17 protein-coding genes and 7 tRNA genes are annotated in these 16198 nt (G+C 33.7%); 18 read left to right on the top strand and 6 right to left on the bottom strand.

Going from position 1 to position 16198, the window contains the following annotated elements; translation table 11 throughout:
• Positions 1–678 (bottom strand): SAM-dependent methyltransferase, encoded by a 678-nt coding sequence (locus tag AAGU07_RS10735; RefSeq protein WP_342459080.1) that lies wholly within the window; start codon positions 676–678, stop codon positions 1–3.
• A 489-nt stretch (positions 679–1167) separates the two neighbouring features.
• Here AAGU07_RS10735 and AAGU07_RS10740 point away from each other — a divergent pair, with 489 nt between their 5' ends.
• The 8 genes from AAGU07_RS10740 (at position 1168) to AAGU07_RS10775 (ending at position 8282) form a co-directional block, all read left to right on the top strand.
• Positions 1168–2085: a hypothetical protein gene (locus AAGU07_RS10740; protein ID WP_342459081.1), complete on the top strand. Its 918-nt coding sequence runs from the start codon at positions 1168–1170 to the stop codon at positions 2083–2085.
• 287 nt (positions 2086–2372) lie between these two features.
• On the top strand, positions 2373–3404 hold the full coding sequence (gene purM / locus AAGU07_RS10745) for a phosphoribosylformylglycinamidine cyclo-ligase (protein ID WP_342459082.1): 1032 nt from the start codon (positions 2373–2375) through the stop codon (positions 3402–3404).
• Between the two features lie 43 nt (positions 3405–3447).
• A complete protein-coding gene (comC, locus tag AAGU07_RS10750; RefSeq protein WP_342459083.1) occupies positions 3448–4479 on the top strand; it encodes an L-sulfolactate dehydrogenase in 1032 nt (343 codons plus the stop codon).
• Between the two features lie 150 nt (positions 4480–4629).
• Positions 4630–6279 (top strand): AarF/ABC1/UbiB kinase family protein, encoded by a 1650-nt coding sequence (locus AAGU07_RS10755; RefSeq protein ID WP_342459084.1) that lies wholly within the window; start codon positions 4630–4632, stop codon positions 6277–6279.
• A gap of 153 nt (positions 6280–6432) precedes the next feature.
• The gene (comD, locus tag AAGU07_RS10760) at positions 6433–6930 is read left to right on the top strand and encodes a sulfopyruvate decarboxylase subunit alpha (RefSeq protein WP_342459085.1); all 498 of its coding nucleotides are present in this window, start codon (positions 6433–6435) and stop codon (positions 6928–6930) included.
• A gap of 13 nt (positions 6931–6943) precedes the next feature.
• The gene (gene comE, locus AAGU07_RS10765) at positions 6944–7492 is read left to right on the top strand and encodes a sulfopyruvate decarboxylase subunit beta (RefSeq protein WP_342459086.1); all 549 of its coding nucleotides are present in this window, start codon (positions 6944–6946) and stop codon (positions 7490–7492) included.
• A 45-nt stretch (positions 7493–7537) separates the two neighbouring features.
• Positions 7538–7936, top strand: a complete 399-nt coding sequence (crcB, locus tag AAGU07_RS10770) for a fluoride efflux transporter CrcB (protein WP_342459087.1) — start codon at positions 7538–7540, stop codon at positions 7934–7936.
• Between the two features lies 1 nt (position 7937).
• Positions 7938–8282 carry a DUF190 domain-containing protein gene (locus AAGU07_RS10775; protein WP_342459088.1) on the top strand — a complete coding sequence of 115 codons (345 nt, stop codon included), beginning with the start codon at positions 7938–7940 and terminating at the stop codon, positions 8280–8282.
• A 90-nt stretch (positions 8283–8372) separates the two neighbouring features.
• Here AAGU07_RS10775 and hisE read toward each other — a convergent pair whose 3' ends face one another.
• The 5 genes from hisE to AAGU07_RS10800 all read right to left on the bottom strand — a co-directional run bounded on the left by hisE (position 8373) and on the right by AAGU07_RS10800 (position 12571).
• Positions 8373–8660, bottom strand: a complete 288-nt coding sequence (gene hisE, locus AAGU07_RS10780; protein WP_342459089.1) for a phosphoribosyl-ATP diphosphatase — start codon at positions 8658–8660, stop codon at positions 8373–8375.
• A 29-nt stretch (positions 8661–8689) separates the two neighbouring features.
• Complete coding sequence (locus tag AAGU07_RS10785) at positions 8690–9481, bottom strand: CBS domain-containing protein (protein ID WP_342459090.1); 792 nt, start codon at positions 9479–9481, stop codon at positions 8690–8692.
• 61 nt (positions 9482–9542) lie between these two features.
• On the bottom strand, positions 9543–9770 hold the full coding sequence (locus AAGU07_RS10790) for a DUF504 domain-containing protein (protein ID WP_342459091.1): 228 nt from the start codon (positions 9768–9770) through the stop codon (positions 9543–9545).
• A 193-nt stretch (positions 9771–9963) separates the two neighbouring features.
• Positions 9964–11316, bottom strand: a complete 1353-nt coding sequence (gene gatB / locus AAGU07_RS10795) for an Asp-tRNA(Asn)/Glu-tRNA(Gln) amidotransferase subunit GatB (protein ID WP_342459092.1) — start codon at positions 11314–11316, stop codon at positions 9964–9966.
• A 265-nt stretch (positions 11317–11581) separates the two neighbouring features.
• On the bottom strand, positions 11582–12571 hold the full coding sequence (locus AAGU07_RS10800; RefSeq protein ID WP_342459093.1) for a radical SAM protein: 990 nt from the start codon (positions 12569–12571) through the stop codon (positions 11582–11584).
• A gap of 382 nt (positions 12572–12953) precedes the next feature.
• On the opposite strand from AAGU07_RS10800, the gene AAGU07_RS10805 reads away from it, so the two are divergent.
• From AAGU07_RS10805 to AAGU07_RS10850, 10 genes are all read left to right on the top strand, one after another.
• A tRNA-Asn gene (locus AAGU07_RS10805) sits at positions 12954–13026 on the top strand.
• A 4-nt stretch (positions 13027–13030) separates the two neighbouring features.
• Positions 13031–13104 (top strand) — tRNA-Ile (locus AAGU07_RS10810).
• Positions 13105–13315: 211 nt separating this feature from the next.
• Positions 13316–13390 (top strand) — tRNA-Glu (locus AAGU07_RS10815).
• A 28-nt stretch (positions 13391–13418) separates the two neighbouring features.
• A tRNA-Leu gene (locus AAGU07_RS10820) sits at positions 13419–13502 on the top strand.
• Between the two features lie 37 nt (positions 13503–13539).
• A tRNA-His gene (locus tag AAGU07_RS10825) sits at positions 13540–13612 on the top strand.
• 282 nt (positions 13613–13894) lie between these two features.
• A tRNA-His gene (locus tag AAGU07_RS10830) sits at positions 13895–13967 on the top strand.
• 282 nt (positions 13968–14249) lie between these two features.
• Positions 14250–14322, top strand: a tRNA-His gene (locus tag AAGU07_RS10835).
• A 130-nt stretch (positions 14323–14452) separates the two neighbouring features.
• Positions 14453–14755 carry a hypothetical protein gene (locus AAGU07_RS10840; protein ID WP_342459094.1) on the top strand — a complete coding sequence of 101 codons (303 nt, stop codon included), beginning with the start codon at positions 14453–14455 and terminating at the stop codon, positions 14753–14755.
• A 149-nt stretch (positions 14756–14904) separates the two neighbouring features.
• Positions 14905–15315: a Holliday junction resolvase Hjc gene (gene hjc, locus AAGU07_RS10845; RefSeq protein ID WP_342459095.1), complete on the top strand. Its 411-nt coding sequence runs from the start codon at positions 14905–14907 to the stop codon at positions 15313–15315.
• 183 nt (positions 15316–15498) lie between these two features.
• Positions 15499–15960, top strand: a complete 462-nt coding sequence (locus tag AAGU07_RS10850) for a CARDB domain-containing protein (protein WP_342459370.1) — start codon at positions 15499–15501, stop codon at positions 15958–15960.
• The last annotated feature ends 238 nt before the right edge of the window (positions 15961–16198 follow it).

A 16198-nucleotide genomic window follows, 5' to 3' on the forward strand; every position in this document is an offset into this window, starting at 1 on the left:
TTAATTTTTACAAATTCTCATTAACTGGTTTCCCCCCCTTTGAAACTCATAATTAACGGTTTCAATGGAAACATGCATTTCTTTTTCTTTAAAAATTTTTATTATTTCTTCTACATGGCACGACTTGTCTGTATTTAAATCTAGCAGAGGGAATATCCTCACTTCACGAGCTACCCTTAGCATTTCATCGACGGCGCTTATGTGAAAGTCCAGTGAAAGCATGTCTGAATATAAAAATAAAAAATGAGAGCTGAGGGCTAAATCAAATTCTTTATTTTTAAATGGTAAATATGGAAGTGCAGTGTTTATATAGCGTTTTTCGTTTATTCCTGTTTCAAAATCATTTAAAAATAATTTCATTGCAGTCATTCTGGTTTCTGCAAGTTCTTCAACGTTTTTAATGTTTTTCCAGATGTAGTCATCTTTATTAGCTTTTGCCTGGGTCATTACATCATCAAAGGTTTCGTCTATTCTTTTTTCAATATCTTCTTTGCTGAACTGGTATAGGGGGTCTATGGTAATGACTTCTTTATTTTGCATTTTCATTTCATAATTGAAACTTGATGGGCCTCCACCGCAGTCCAATATATTTTTATTTAAATCCGTTTTATTAAGGCTGAACATGGCCGTGTATTCAGTTAATGTTCTTCCCAGTGGAACTACTTCTTTTAATTGCATTTTTATCACCTGCTAATCTTAATGTATAATATTGATCGTTATTGTTATTTATAGATCGTTGAAGTTATTGAATGTTCGTTAGGTGATGAGCTAATAAATATTAACTATATGTAAGTTATTTAATTAAATGTCAGTTATATGATACCTAATTTAATTTTAAATGGCTTAAATTTCCAATTTGGTATAAGTCTTTCGAGAAAAAGTGGTTTTTAATGTAATTTGAATTTATTATATTTTAATTTTATATTAATTGCTCTAGATACAATTAGGGGGTAATTAATCCATATATAACCTTTTATTAATGCATAATTAAATTATATTCAATTTTATAAATTATTTTGATCTCTAGTTTGTTTTTGATCATTCAATTTAGTAATTTCAATTTATGACTATCCTAAACGTAATATTTAATAAATTATTGAAATATAATAATATGTAATCACTTAACTTTTAGGAAAGTATCTGGGATAAATTTTTAGGAGAAGTGATATGGAGTTAAAATCACTTATAGAAAAAATTATGCTTCTAAATGATACTTTAGGATACTCCGATAACACTGAAAGGTTAATAAACAAAGAATATATACTAAAAGATAATTCTCAGACTCTTGAAGACTTAGAAAAACTTCTTATTGATTCAATTAAGTATTCTCAAAGTCATGAATTAAAGCTGGGTTTAGAAATTATATTACTACTTGTATCTCATAAAAACGAAAATATAAGGAATTCTGCCCTTGCAAAAACGTTTGTTTTAATGGACGATGGGTTAATTAGGGAACTCGTTGTCAAAGAGCTAAAAAACGTATCTGACAATGGAAACAATGATTTTAGTGAATCTGCAGAATATTCACTTGATTTAATAGCTGATGAAATCCATAGATTTGAGGTAATGGATGCAGTTTTTGATCTGTTTTGTAAACTAAAAAAAAGGATTGTATCTAAATTTAATCAGTCTGAGTTCATATCTGTTTTTTCAATGCAATCTTTTGATAAGTATAATTCAGCAGATATGTCTGGTATTAAAACTGGTTTATTTAACCAATTAATATGTAACTTACGTGCTTTAAATCGTAAAATGGATAAAATGATTCCATATTTGGAAGAAATGGAAGATTATGATGAAATAGAATATGGAAAATTCAGTTATTTAGATATTCAAAATTCTAAATCCGGTGAAAGAGAATCATTACAAAAATTGGCAGATTTTTATGCATCGACTTTTACAGAAAGGGGTCATTTGCGCAGATTAATATTCTTACTCGACGATGAAGATCAGGAAGTCCAGGAAATAGGGTTTAATGCATTAACAGGTATAGTAGAAGTATTAATAACGGATTCAGCTCGAAAAAAACTTATAGAACCAGTAACTAGTTCAGATTTAGAGAAAATATCTCCATTTAAAAACTAAATTTCAAAAAACAAATATTGCTTGAAAAGTATTAATCGGTGTAGAGGGGAAAAATAAGTCCCTGATCTATTTTTTTATCTATGGAAAATCTAAAAAGTTTTATAAGGTCTGATTAGATAATAGATATTAATATACATTACATTTATTTTTAAATAAATAAACTGGGGAAAATCATAGATTTTCCGAGCCCCAAAAATCAAAGATTTTTGAGGGTCGTACGAAACCAAACGGTTTCGTAGCCCCAAACACGAAGTGTTTGAGGGTTTTAAAAATTTTTGGTGAATTACATGGTAACATATTCAGAATCAGGTGTTGATATTAATCTTGAGGAAGCTACAGTTTCTGCACTGGTTTCCGAAATTAAAAACACGCTTTCATTTAGAGATGTAATTACAGAAAGCGGTCATTTTGCGGCGCTTGTAAGATTAGGAGATAAAGCAATCGCCATGAGTACAGATGGTGTTGGAAGCAAAATATTAGTTGCAAAAATGATGAATAAATATGATACAGTTGGAATAGACTGTATTGCAATGGTTGTAAATGACATTCTCTGTGTTGGCGCTGAACCAATAGCAATGGTGGATTATCTTGCTGTTGAAAAAGCAGATCCTGAAATTGCAGGTCAGATTGGAAAAGGGCTTGCTGAAGGATCTAAAATGGCCAAAATAGCTATGATTGGGGGAGAAACTGCATCCCTTCCAGAGATAATTAAAGACTTCGACCTTGCAGGTACTGGAATTGGAATTGTAGATGCAGATAAAATTATAACTGGAGAAAATATCGCTGATGGTGATGTTCTTATTGGAATAGAAAGCAGTGGTGTTCATAGTAACGGATTAAGCCTTGCTAGAAAAGTATTTTTTGATGAGGCTAATTTAAGTATCGATAGCCCTCTCCCAACAGATTCTAATAAATTAGTTGGGGAAGAGCTTTTAAAACCCACTGAAATTTATGTAAAACCCGTTGTTGAACTTTTAAAGGAAGATATAGATATTCATGGCCTGGCCCATATTACTGGGGGCGGATTTTTAAATCTTAAACGGCTCAAAAAGGGTATCAGCTACAACATAGATAGTTTACCCGAACCCAGTTCAATTTTTAAATCTATCTATTCATTAGATGTCCCATTAGAAGAGATGTACCGCGTATTTAATATGGGTATAGGATTTGTAGTTATTGTACCTGCTCGTGAAGCGGATAAAACAATAAATGTTATTAAAAAGTATAACAAAGCTTATAAGATAGGAACTGTTGTAGATAACAAGGATGAAACAGTTAAAATAAAAGCGTTTAATGGGGATATTATTACTTTAAATTAATTTCACGCTGAATTTCAAGATTAAAAATTAAATGGTGTATTACATGAAAATAACAATTGAACAAGAAAGATCAATAATTATGGAAATTTTAACAAGATTTAATATACCAGAAGAGGATGCATACATAGTTGCTGATGTTACTATGGATGCTGACCTTAAGGGATTCACTTCTCATGGAATAGGAAGGTTTCCGCAGTACGTAAAGGGATTAAAAGTTGGAACTATAGATCCAGAAGCTGAAATAACTGTGGAAGAGGAAACAGCATCTACAGCCCTTTTGAATGGAAATCACAAGTTTGGACATGTTGTAACCTATAAAGGTATGGAAATGGCAATGAAAAAGGCAGAACAAACTGGTGTTGGGCTTGTTGGAATACACAACTCCAACCATTTTGGAGTTGCAGGTTACTACTCAGATATGGCGATTATGCAGGACATGATAGGTGTTGTAATAGCAAATACAGAACCTGCAGTAGCTCCAATCGGTGGTAAAGAACCAATAATTGGTACAAACCCAATAGCAATCGGTATTCCTGCAAATAAAAGTTATGTCTCTGTAGATATGGCAACATCTGCTTCTGCAAGGGGAAAACTCTTAGAAGCTCTTAGAAAGGGTCAAAAAATCCCTGAAAATGTTGCGCTTGACTGTGACGGAAACCCTACAATAGACCCTGAAGCTGCACTTAAAGGTTCAATCCTACCATTTGGGGCTCATAAAGGATATGCCCTTGCATTTATGGTTGAAATTATGGCAGGGCCTCTTGTAAGGGCAGCATTTGGTAAAGGGGTTAAAGGAACCGCAAACCCCGAGGAAATGTGTACAAAAGGCGACCTTTTAATGGCAATAGATCCATCAAAATTTTCTGATATCAACCAATTCAAAGAAGAAGTGGATGGGTTTGTAGCAGAAATTAAAGATTCAGGTGAAAATATTTTTATTCCTGGAGACATGGAAGTAAATAACATTAAAAGATTCAGGGAAGATGGATTTTCAATAGACGACAATTTATTTAAACAGCTTAAAGAAATCTCTGAAGAGCTTTCATTCGATATCGATGCCATAATCGAAGGTTAATTAACCCATTTTTTTATTTTAAAATTTCTAAAGGCATTAACTTTTTTCTATTTTATATAATATATTTTAACAACTTATTTTTCAATTGAATTTAAATAAACTGCTTAGTTAAACCATAAGTTAATATAATGGAAGAATTAAGCAAATAATATGACAGTTGGGGAATTTAAAACTAATTCAAACCTTAAGCGGTTAAATGAAATAATTAAAGTTTTAACCAAGTACGAATTTGGCTATGTTACTGAGAAAATAAAACTTAAAAACAAAATCCCGTTTACACACCATTCATATGAGTATGAATCCATAGAAGAATTAGATGCAACTTTGCCCTTACGACTGAGGCATGTTTTACAGGAATTAGGAACAACATATATAAAACTCGGCCAGACTTTAAGTACAAGGCCCGATTTAGTCGGGGACGATATTGCAGATGAGCTTTCAAAATTGCAGGATGATAACCCTCCTGTAGACTATGAGATCATGCAGGCCACTGTCGAAGAAGAGTTAGGGAGTTCAGTAGATGAGTTGTTTTCTTCCTTTGAAAAAGAACCTTTGGGATCTGCTTCTATAGGGCAGGTACACAAAGCAGTGCTTAAAACTGGAGAAGAAGTAGCAGTTAAGATACAGAAACCCGGCGTAAAAGATCTTATTAAGAATGATATTAATATAATGCGCTTTCTGGCTGTAAGAATCAATGATTATGTTCCTCAATCCAGAAATTACAACCTTCCAGGCATTGTAAATGAATTCGAACGTTCTATTTTTAAGGAAGTCGACTACGGGCAGGAAGCAATGAACATAAAACGGTTTGATTACAATTTTAAAGATGATGAAACTGTTTATGTCCCCAAGGTTTACAAAGAATATTCAACTTCTAAAGTCATCACTATGGAACTTATTGGAGGGAAAAAGGTTTCAGATGTTATAAATTCTGATAAAGGTTTCAATAAGGAATTAATAGCAAAAAGAGGGGTAAATTCTTATTTTAAACAGGTACTGATCCATGGTTTTTTCCATGCAGATCCTCATCCGGCCAACATATATGTTTTAGAGGATAATATTATCTGTTTTTTAGATTATGGGATGATGGGTATTCTGGATCAGGAATTTAGAGAAAATTTAGCTGAACTGATTATATATTTTGTAGAAAACAGCGTCAAGGGCATGATAAACCAGCTGATTTACATGGGCATAATCAGTGAAAATATCGATATTAAATCATTCAAATACGAACTTACAGATTTAATGTACAAGTATTATGGAATAGGCCTCAATGAGATGCACGGGGGAATGGATGATTTAATTTCACTCATGAGAAAATATAAAATCCAGATACCAAGTGAATTCGTGCTTCTGGCCCGGGGAATTGGAATGCTTGAAGATGTAGGTGAAAAACTGGATCCAAACTTTAATCCCCTAGATGCCTTTAAACCCATGGCTCAAAAGGTTATCCGCAAAAAAATAAGTCCATTGAAGGTTGTTGATTTTGTTAAGGATAATCTGTTTGAAGTTGAACACCTTATGAAAACTCTGCCCCGTAATCTCAGCAGAACCCTATATAAAATAGAAGAAGGGAAAATAACTCTTGAATTAGAGCATAAAGACCTTGAAAGGATAAGTAACAAGGTTTCAGCATCTTTAATACTGGCGGCACTTTTAATAGGTTCTTCATTAATCATGCAAACTGACAAGGGCATATTAATACTGGGATTCCCATTTTTAGGCATTATTGGATTTATAGTTAGTATGGTACTGGGATTAGCTCTTGTATTATCTATTTTAAAGTATAGGGAGCTATAATGCGCTCAAACAGCAAAACCTTCAAAAATCATAGATTTTTAGAAAATACTATGTATTTTCTAACAAAAAAAGTTATAGTCGAATACACAAATATAAACGAGATATGTACAAACATAATTCAATTTTATAAATATTTACAGTAAGGTGTATTACGTGGAAAGCAGTGAAGCGGTTTATAAAGCAATAAAAAAAGCAGGAATAGACTTTATAGTTAGTGTACCCTGCGTAAATCTTGGAAAAGTTATGGAACTTGTAGATTGTGACGAAGATATCATTCATGTCCCTGTAACAAGGGAAGAAGAAGGATTTGGAATATGTGCAGGGGCATTTTTTGGCGGTAAGAAGCCCGCTATATTGATGCAAAATTCAGGACTTGGAAATTCAGTGAATGTACTTGCATCACTGTATGAACTATATAAAATTCCTATAATTATAATTATGAGCCATAGGGGCACTGAAGGGGAATTTATGAGTGCCCAGATCCCTATGGGGAAAGCAACCCCTGGTGTTTTGGATGCATTAAATATTGCTTACTTCAACCCTAAAACTCCTGAAGAAGCTTTAGAAATTATTCCTCAGGCATGGAAATTGTCTGAAATGGGTGAAGCGCCGGTTGGAATACTTTTAGAAATTACATTCTGGAAAAATTAATTGAGATGATACTATGGAACGTATTGAAGCCATAAAAGAAGTAGCAGAAAGTCTTAATGATGAACTTGTAATCTGTAACATCGGATTTCCATCCAGAGAATTATACGCAGTTAAAGATTCTCCCACTCACTTTTATATGTTAGGATCTATGGGAATGTCATCATCCATTGGTCTTGGACTTGCGATGTCAGGAAAAAGAAAAGTGGTATCTTTTGATGGGGATGGATCAGTTTTAATGAATATGGGAACTCTTGTAACCATTTTCAGCCAAAATCCTGAAAATTTTATATTGGTTGTCTTTGATAACCAGTGCTACGGCTCTACAGGGTCGCAGTGCACATACACAACGAAGATCGATCTTTTGAAGGTTGCAAAATCAATAGGATTTAAAAATACATTTGTATTTGAAGAAGAAATTAACTTTAAAGAAGCCCTTGATGCAGAAGGGCCAGTTTTTGTGCACATAAAAGTTAAACCTGGAAATGCAAATGTTCCTGTAATTGATATGGAACCTGAAGAGATTAAAGAAAGGTTTATGGAAGAAGTAAAGAAAGGAAGTTAAGTTTTAGAGATTTAATTTTCATTTTTTAATGGATAGGTTGATTGTATGTTAAAAACAGAACTTATGAATTTCTGGCTCTGGATCGGGCTTGGTGGATTTATTGGAGCCATTTTAAGGTTTGCATTCAGTGGGTTAATGCAGTCTAAATCATCGGTTTTTCCTTTAGGTACCCTTGGTATCAACATTATTGGGAGCTTTTTCATGGGTTTTATAATGTACTCTTCTGAATTTGGAGGGTTTTTCAGTGAAGAAGCAAGGATTTTTTTAACTATAGGGCTACTTGGTTCATTTACAACCATGTCAACATTCAGTTATGAAACCTTCCGGCTACTGGAGCAAAATGAATTACTGCTGCTGAGTATAAATATTATAGGAACAGTCTTACTTACAGTATTTGCCATTTATCTTGGTAAAATTACTGCATTAAACTTGTGGAAGGTTTAAAATGAAAAAAGAGTCAGAAGCTATTTTGCTTAGAATATTTATAGGGGAATCTGATAGATATAAAGGAAAACCGCTTTACAAGTATCTCCTTGAAATGTTTAAAAATGAAGGACTGGCAGGTGCAACTGTACTCCGGGCAATAGGAGGATTTGGAAAAACAAGCTATATCCATTCAACAGCGATACTACAGCTTTCAACAGATTTACCTATTGTAATTGAAGTTGTTGATACGAAAGATAAGATTGAAATGATCAAAGTCAAGTTGGAAGGAATAATAAAGGGCGGGCTTATAACTGAAGAAAAAGTGAAAATAATTTACTATGAAGGTAAGGAAAAAGAGAGATAATTCAAATTTTAAAAAACCGATCATTGAAATGTCAATAAATAAAAATATTAATCCTGCAAAAAATTGGCAGTTAGTTGTCTAAAACACATATTATTTATGCCTTCTTTCGAATTCATCAAAGATATCGTCGATATCAACGCCTTTGTATACAAGAAGAAGCAAAGTGTGAAAAATAAGATCAACTGATTCATAAACTAAATTTTCATCATTTTTAGATGCAATTATAACTTCTGCAGCTTCTTCGCCCACTTTCTCAAGTATTTTATCTTCGCCCCGTTTTTTATCGTCTTTCATTATATTTGAGGTGTAAGAATCAATTGGATTGTCACGTCTATCCTCTAAAACACGATAGACATCTCTTATAATTGTATCTTTCATTTTATATCTCCTGAAAATCAATGGTTAAATTATTTTATGCTTTTCCTGATACTGCCGGTTATAGCTATCAAGGGGTGCTGTGCATCGTCTATTATCTCTATATCATCAAGGGAATATATGCCTTCTTTGTCTGCGGTTTTCTCTAATCCCAGTTTGATATCTTTTTCCAGTTCAATTACATAAGAATCAATTTTTTTATAACCCAGATGGGAAGCTGCAACTGTTCTGTGATGGCCATCTACTAAAATATATCTATCTCCACTTTTGACGGTGATGGTTGGCTCTGCAAGGCCTCTTTTAAGTTCATATGTCCTTCCCTGGAGTTCATCTGCATATATTTTATTTTGGGTTGGTCTGAGCCTGGCCGTAGGTACTTTTCTCCTTGATAATTTCGTTTTAACCCCGTAAAGCTGTTCCAATGTCTTTTTGAAGTAATTCACTTTCATTGGAGTTGATCTTTCGATATGAGATCTCACAATATCGGTATTTGTAATTATGCCTACTAACTTCTCTTCTTTATCTATAACTGGAAGTCTTGATATTCCCATTCTAAACATTACTCTGGCAGCATCATTTATGGACATGTCCTGGTCTGCAACTACTATATCTGTTGACATGATGTCTTTAACTAAATTGTCCCATGGTTTCAGGAGTAAATCAAAGGCAGTTACCATGCCTAATACTTCACCATTTGTTTTAACTGGAAATCCGTCGTGTCCGGTGGTTTTCATTAATTTGATGACTTCTTCATTTGGGGTATTTGGCGTTACTGTTATGACTTCCTTTGTCATATAATGCTTTACAAGGGATGATTCACTCATTTAAACACTCCTTTAATCTAAAATTATGAGAATATAATAAAGTTTTATATATTACTTTAAATTATTTATTCCATATTAATTCATCATTGCATTTAATCTTAACAATTCTATGGCATGGAATTTGTGTACCTTCCTTTAATATTAAAAATCCACGTTCTAATTTATTTATACAGCTCCCTTCAATGGTCTTAAGGTTTCCTGGAGCGCCCCTATGCACGTAAGTTATTTTACATTTCTCAATTTCTATTTCTGGATGCCATAGAATCATATCTAAAACATTCTTTACCATTTAAAGACCTGATTCAGATTAAAATTCCTGAAAGTATCTTGGTAATAATCTGTTTGAAGTGACTAAAAAATCTATGTATATTGGGGAGCCAATAAATATAGTCGTTTTTATCACTTAAATAGATTAAAAGACCTGCAATATGGGGATAATAAAAAAATTAAAAAATAGTTAATTTTCAATATAAAATGGTTTTTCATTTTAAAGCTTCGCTTAAAAACTTAGCTGTTTCTCCAGGGTCTGCTTTTCCACGAGTAAGTCTCATGACTTGCCCTATTAAGAAATTCATTGCCCCTTTTTTGCCTTCATGATAATCCGATACTGCTTGAGGGTTTTCATCTATAGCTTGCTTTACAGCTTTTAAAACGCTTTCCTCATCACTTACACCAATTAAACCAAGTTCTTCCGCAATTTTAGCTGGTGAATCCTTGTTTTTAGGCATTTTTTCAATTATTTTCTTTGCAGCTTTTGGAGTTACTTTTTTATCTTGTATAAGCTTCAGGAGTTCAACGATATTATCCGTTGTTATTCCACTGTCAGCAAATCCCATTTTATTGTAGTTAAGAATCCTTTTAAGCTCATCCCTCATCCATAATGCTGCAAATGAAGGATCTATTTTCTTTGCAACTTCTTCATATGCATCTGCAAGTGCGAGTTCTGATGTAATGACCTTTGAATATTCTTCTGCTATTCCATATTCCTCAATAAATCGTTCTGATTTTATATGGGGAGGCTCTGGCATGTTCTCTTTTATACATTCCACCTGTTCATCTTCTGCCACCATTGGAGGGAGATCTGGATCGGGTATGTACCTGTAATCGTCAGCCTCTTCTTTAAGACGCATTGGAACTGTGATCATTTGCGATTCAAGGAATGCTCTTGTTTCCTGTTTTATTTCCACTCCTCTTCTAAGGAGATTTTTCTGCCTTATTATTTCATATTTAAGGGCTTTGTATGCTCCCCTTATGGAGTTTACATTCTTTATTTCGGCCCTCTTTCCACCTTCAAGGGATATGTTAACATCAGCCCTCATTGTTCCTTCTCCACGGGCACTGCCGCTGTATTCCAGAACTCTTATTAGTTCGCGAAGGAAGGTCCTTGCTTCTTCAGGAGAGGTCATATCTGGTTCTGTTACAATTTCGATAAGTGGAATTCCAGATCTGTTAAAATCTACCACTCCTAAATCTGGTTTGTATTGGGCTGGATCTTCTTCCAGGTGAACTTCACGAATTCGTATACCGTTCAGGTTACCTTCATACCCTATAGGGATCGAAGTTCTCTGGTAACCAGATGAAAGATCAGGGTAATCATAATGCTTTCTCATGAAGTAAGTTTCATTTTCCGCTATCTTACATCCAAGCATTAAAGCTATCTTAATTGCATTGTTAACTGCATCTTCATTTGGTGGATATGGCTTTGCACCAGGCTGGTTAAGACAGACAAAGCAAATGTTTGTGTTTGCCGGAGCATCCTGATAATTTGTACGGCAATCACAGAAAAGTTTAGAATCAGTTTCAAGCTGAACGTGAATTTCAAGTCCGCATTTCATCTTAATGGTAATTCCTCCTCAAATTCAATCGATGATTAGATTAGTGTTATTTTTTTAAAATTAACAAAAATTTTATTCAGTATTTGTTTTATTATTAGGACACTTATGAATATATCGTTATAGATACTCCTATTGAAAATATTAGATATGGTTGTATGCAGTTCAATTTAATCTGTATTTATGATATTTTAAAAGTGTTTAGCTAAGATAAAACTTAGTCAAGCACGTTGATTTATCAGATCTCTGGTTAATATTAAATATATGATTATTTAATGCATTTATTGACATAACGCTGGATAAAAGGCTCAAGCTCCGGATTTTTTGATTTGCTTTTTGTAAGTGCATCAATATCTGTAAAGGTACCAATTAGTTCTCTTCCAGCCCAATAAACTTCTTCTTCAACCCTTTTTCCATAACGGGTCCCGAACATTTTAAATAATGGGAATTTAGTAAGTCCGTTTGCCCCGCTTAAAAGCAGAGGCCCCATGTTTGCAAGGTTATCTATCCATGTCCCTGTAATTATCTTGAGCTTTGGGAATTTTATTCTGGTTGCAGCCACTACTCCTGCATAATAAAGGGAAGCCGGTTGAGGTTCGTTTTCATAAATAGTCTCTTTATGTGGATTTAATGAGTAAAATGTAACCCTATCAATCCCAACATTTTCTATCATGTCAAATAAATATTTTAAATCATCAGGAGTTTCTCCAAGGCCTAAAATAACAGTTATAGCTTTTTGGAACCCTAAGTCTCCTGCAAATTCAAGCATTTCAGTTATGTCTTCAAGTGACTTGCTTGGGCAGATTTTATCATGCAGTTCGGGATTTGCAACTTCTACAGCCCCTGTGATCCCTGCAATTTCTTCTCCATACTCTTCAAGGTCTTTTGTAATTCCAATATTCAGCCAGACAGGTTCTCCAGTTATTCCATAGATTTCCCGTGAAATATTCCTTATTTCGTCAGTTGAATAAGAACCATATCCTCCAGATAAGAATTCAATTTTCATGCCCGTTCTTCTGCAGAGCTCAGCTTCTGCTAAAATCGAGTTTACATTTCGCCTGGCTTTTTGAGGTTCTTTAATTTTAGGTTTCTGTGATGACATGTAACAGAAAAGGCAGTCCCCTTTATCACACCACCATGAAAGGAAAATGGCCCGTTCAAGTGTTATTTTGTTTCCGTGCTCAGCAAGGGTAATTTTATTAGCTTCCTGCATGAGATCGAGGGTTTCGAAGTTTTTAATTTTGTTAATGAGATTCATAATTCACCTTGAGATGTGTTAGAATGAGTTTCTATATAATAGTTTTATAATGAATTTAGAAAATAAAACATTTAAAGTCTTTTTATTAGATCAATTTGAATTCTTTTATTAGTTTTTGTGTTTCTTTTATTTGTTATGAAATAAATAAAATATATATAACCCAGTAACAACAAAGTATATATGTTATAAGAGCCGAAGATGAAGTTATACTGTGAATTGGCACAGCCAAAACGTTTATATACTATGATGACTAACTTAGAAAATACGTCACAAATAGTGCTAAATTCTAATCTCTTGAAACTTTCAGTTTCGAGTTTAAATATCAAAAAATTTGTAACTCTTGCAAACGCTGTCTTTATGTTTGCAAAAATCGCACGGCATTGCCGCCGTAGCTCAGTAGGTAGAGCGTTCGGCTGTTAACCGATTGGTCGCAGGTTCGAGTCCTGCCGGCGGCGCTCTGGGCCCATAGCTTAGCCAGGTAGAGCGCCCGGCTCATAACCGGGCGGCCATGGGTTCGAACCCCATTGGGCCCACTTTTCATAAGTCAAAATAAAAATTCGATAGTTTTATATGCTTTAAAATCAAAGCTTAAAAGACCGAAGGTTTTTGTGCTATCAGAAATCAAAGATTTCTGAGAGGTTTTGAACGTTAAAGTTTTTCATTTGCTCTCGAATGCAACAAAATAAATCATGCGAATCTTTGATTCGCTGTATCGAAAATCTTAGATTTTCGAAAATTTCGTAAGCTCCGGTAGTGTAGTCCGGCCAATCATTTCGGCCTTTCGAGCCGAAGACTCGGGTTCGAATCCCGGCCGGAGCATTTCTTATAATCAAATCAACTTGTGCTGGCGGGGGTGCCCGAGCTGGCCAAAGGGGACAGGCTTAGGACCTGTTGGCGCAGGCCTACCAGGGTTCGAATCCCTGCTCCCGCATTGAATATTCCCACTTATGATTACTTTTCATTCAAGTGCCGGGGTGGGGTAGGTGGTTATCCTTTGGGACTGTGGATCCCACGACTCGGGTTCGAATCTCGGCCCTGGCCTTACTTTAATCTTTTATTTTAAAATAAATTCTACTGGTAATTTAATCTTATATTCTAACTCTATTTTTACATTAATTCAATTTAATATCTTTATTTTACTTTAATGTTTGTCAATAAATCCAAATGCTAATTTTAGACTTGTATGTAGATGATTTTAATTAGTTAATTGCCAGATTAAATATTTAGTTTTTAATTTGTTTCATTTAGTAAACTGGCTGTAACTGGTTTTAAAATAATATTTAGAAAATTATTTATGCACTACCATTCAAACCAAGTAAACATGCTGGGGTGGGGTAGGTGGTTATCCTTTGGGACTGTGGATCCCACGACTCGGGTTCGAATCTCGGCCCTGGCCTTACTTTAATCTTTTATTTTAAAATAAATTCTACTGGTAATTTAATCTTATATTCTAACTCTATTTTTACATTAATTCAATTTAATATCTTTATTTTACTTTAATGTTTGTCAATAAATCCAAATGCTAATTTTAGACTTGTATGTAGATGATTTTAATTAGTTAATTGCCAGATTAAATATTTAGTTTTTAATTTGTTTCATTTAGTAAACTGGCTGTAACTGGTTTTAAAATAATATTTAGAAAATTATTTATGCACTACCATTCAAACCAAGTAAACATGCTGGGGTGGGGTAGGTGGTTATCCTTTGGGACTGTGGATCCCACGACTCGGGTTCGAATCTCGGCCCTGGCCTTACTATAATCTTTTTTTATCTATTAATTTCTGCATTGGGAAGTAATACTGTGTGATATAAGCAACATTTTTATTTTAAGAACTAAGTTATAACTAATATGATAATGACATAAGTATGTAGATGAATATCATGCTAAAAATGGAAAGAACCTGTAATTCACTTAAATGCGATGTCATGTGCAACGGAGAATTAATAGGGTATATGGAAGGAGTGAATCTTATACAATGGTTTTTAAAGAATAAATACAGTTATAAAGGATCTTTTTCAAAATTCATTACTTTTAATCCTGTTGATGATTATTCAGGTATGATAGTGGATATTATTTTCACGGATAAGAATTTAATTGCTAAAAATGCGCGAATAGAGTGGATAAGGGCGCCTGGCAAGAACGGAACTTTCAAGGCTTCAAATATGGAATATTACGAAATTTAACATTAAATGTTATTTTGGGAGTTATTCTGGATTAAATTATTTTTTACCTAGTCTTGATCTAAACCGCATGATAGAATTATATATCCTTAGAATTAATGTATATTAGATTAAAATTTTCAAGTTTTAAAAGGGATTACAAGCGGGATAAAATGGCCAACAAGGGTTCACGTGTAGAAAGAGAATTAGTTAAAATGCTATGGAATGCAGATTGTGCAGCTATGAGGGCTCCAGCATCTGGAGGAGCAACTAAAAAGCCACTTCCTGATATTATCGCAGGTAACGGCAAGGTTTATCTTGCAATTGAGGTTAAATCAACTTCTGCAGATCATATTTATATTAACTCTGAAAAAATAATGGGATTAAAAGAATTTTCAGAGATTTTTGGTGCAGAACCTTATTTGGGAGCTAAATTTAAGAATAAAAAATGGCGTTTTGTGCATTTACATGATCTCGCTAAAACTAGGGGAGATAATTACAAAGTTACAGTTGATTTGGCCTTCAGCAAAGGTTTAGAATTTGATGAATTAATCAGGAAAGATAAACAGCTCAAATTATCATGAATTAATTCTCGTAGTGAATCTTTCTATTTTTAAATAAACCAATTTGAGTTGTTTATATCTCTAAAAAACAGTGCTAAATGAGTAAATTATATATGCTCCTAAGTTTACTAATAATTATTCATATGTCGTATATACTTGATAGGAGGAGTTTAAACGAATAAAAAAATAGGAGTAGCATTAATAATAGTTGTTTTAGCAGCTGTAGTTTTTGTTTCAGGATGTACTCAGCCAGGAAATAACACTACTCAACAAAATAACACTACTGTACAGCAGAATGCATCAAATACATCAAGTGCTAAGGCAGTTGATGTGGTGGCAACTCAATCTGGGCCTAAAACAGCCAAAAAAGGTGATAATGTAACCATTACTTACAAAGTTACAAATAATGGAAATGAACAGGTAGCTGATGTAAAAATTAGCAGTCAAGACTTTGAACAAACTATTGGAACCTTAAATCCTGGAGAAACCAGAACATTCACTCATCAGATACATATACCTACAGATAAAGAAGTTCAACAGGATTTCGGCGCTAATGCTACAGTTTCAAACCCGTTCTATATTGGTGGATTTAGCGTAAGCTTCACTGATACCAGCGGTGCTAAACATTCAGTACTCTCTAATTCCATAAACATAAACTTGAGTTAAACCCTGTAAATACAGGGATATATTTTTTTTAATTATTTTTTAATTATTCTAAAAATTAGATATTTATTTTGACTATTATTTTTGTAATGTAGCTTGGGGCTGTTGATCCTCATTTAATATAGTATCTGGATTTCTATTTTTGTAAACTATGGAATTTGCCAAAATAATTATTGTACTACTTATTACAAATATAATATTATTTGGGGTGCATTACATTATAATATAATTGGGGATTACC

The organism is Methanobacterium sp., assembly GCF_038562635.1.
Lineage (GTDB): Archaea > Methanobacteriota > Methanobacteria > Methanobacteriales > Methanobacteriaceae > Methanobacterium_D.

Coding starts and splice junctions, on each gene's coding strand:
- AAGU07_RS10735 (WP_342459080.1), bottom strand. CDS start 678: ATGCAATTAAAAGAAGTAGTTCCACTGGGAAGAACATTAACTGAATAC.
- AAGU07_RS10740 (WP_342459081.1), top strand. CDS start 1,168: ATGGAGTTAAAATCACTTATAGAAAAAATTATGCTTCTAAATGATACT.
- purM (WP_342459082.1), top strand. CDS start 2,373: ATGGTAACATATTCAGAATCAGGTGTTGATATTAATCTTGAGGAAGCT.
- comC (WP_342459083.1), top strand. CDS start 3,448: ATGAAAATAACAATTGAACAAGAAAGATCAATAATTATGGAAATTTTA.
- AAGU07_RS10755 (WP_342459084.1), top strand. CDS start 4,630: ATGACAGTTGGGGAATTTAAAACTAATTCAAACCTTAAGCGGTTAAAT.
- comE (WP_342459086.1), top strand. CDS start 6,944: ATGGAACGTATTGAAGCCATAAAAGAAGTAGCAGAAAGTCTTAATGAT.
- crcB (WP_342459087.1), top strand. CDS start 7,538: ATGTTAAAAACAGAACTTATGAATTTCTGGCTCTGGATCGGGCTTGGT.
- AAGU07_RS10775 (WP_342459088.1), top strand. CDS start 7,938: ATGAAAAAAGAGTCAGAAGCTATTTTGCTTAGAATATTTATAGGGGAA.
- hisE (WP_342459089.1), bottom strand. CDS start 8,660: ATGAAAGATACAATTATAAGAGATGTCTATCGTGTTTTAGAGGATAGA.
- AAGU07_RS10785 (WP_342459090.1), bottom strand. CDS start 9,481: ATGAGTGAATCATCCCTTGTAAAGCATTATATGACAAAGGAAGTCATA.
- AAGU07_RS10790 (WP_342459091.1), bottom strand. CDS start 9,770: ATGGTAAAGAATGTTTTAGATATGATTCTATGGCATCCAGAAATAGAA.
- gatB (WP_342459092.1), bottom strand. CDS start 11,316: ATGAAATGCGGACTTGAAATTCACGTTCAGCTTGAAACTGATTCTAAA.
- AAGU07_RS10800 (WP_342459093.1), bottom strand. CDS start 12,571: ATGAATCTCATTAACAAAATTAAAAACTTCGAAACCCTCGATCTCATG.
- AAGU07_RS10840 (WP_342459094.1), top strand. CDS start 14,453: ATGCTAAAAATGGAAAGAACCTGTAATTCACTTAAATGCGATGTCATG.
- hjc (WP_342459095.1), top strand. CDS start 14,905: ATGGCCAACAAGGGTTCACGTGTAGAAAGAGAATTAGTTAAAATGCTA.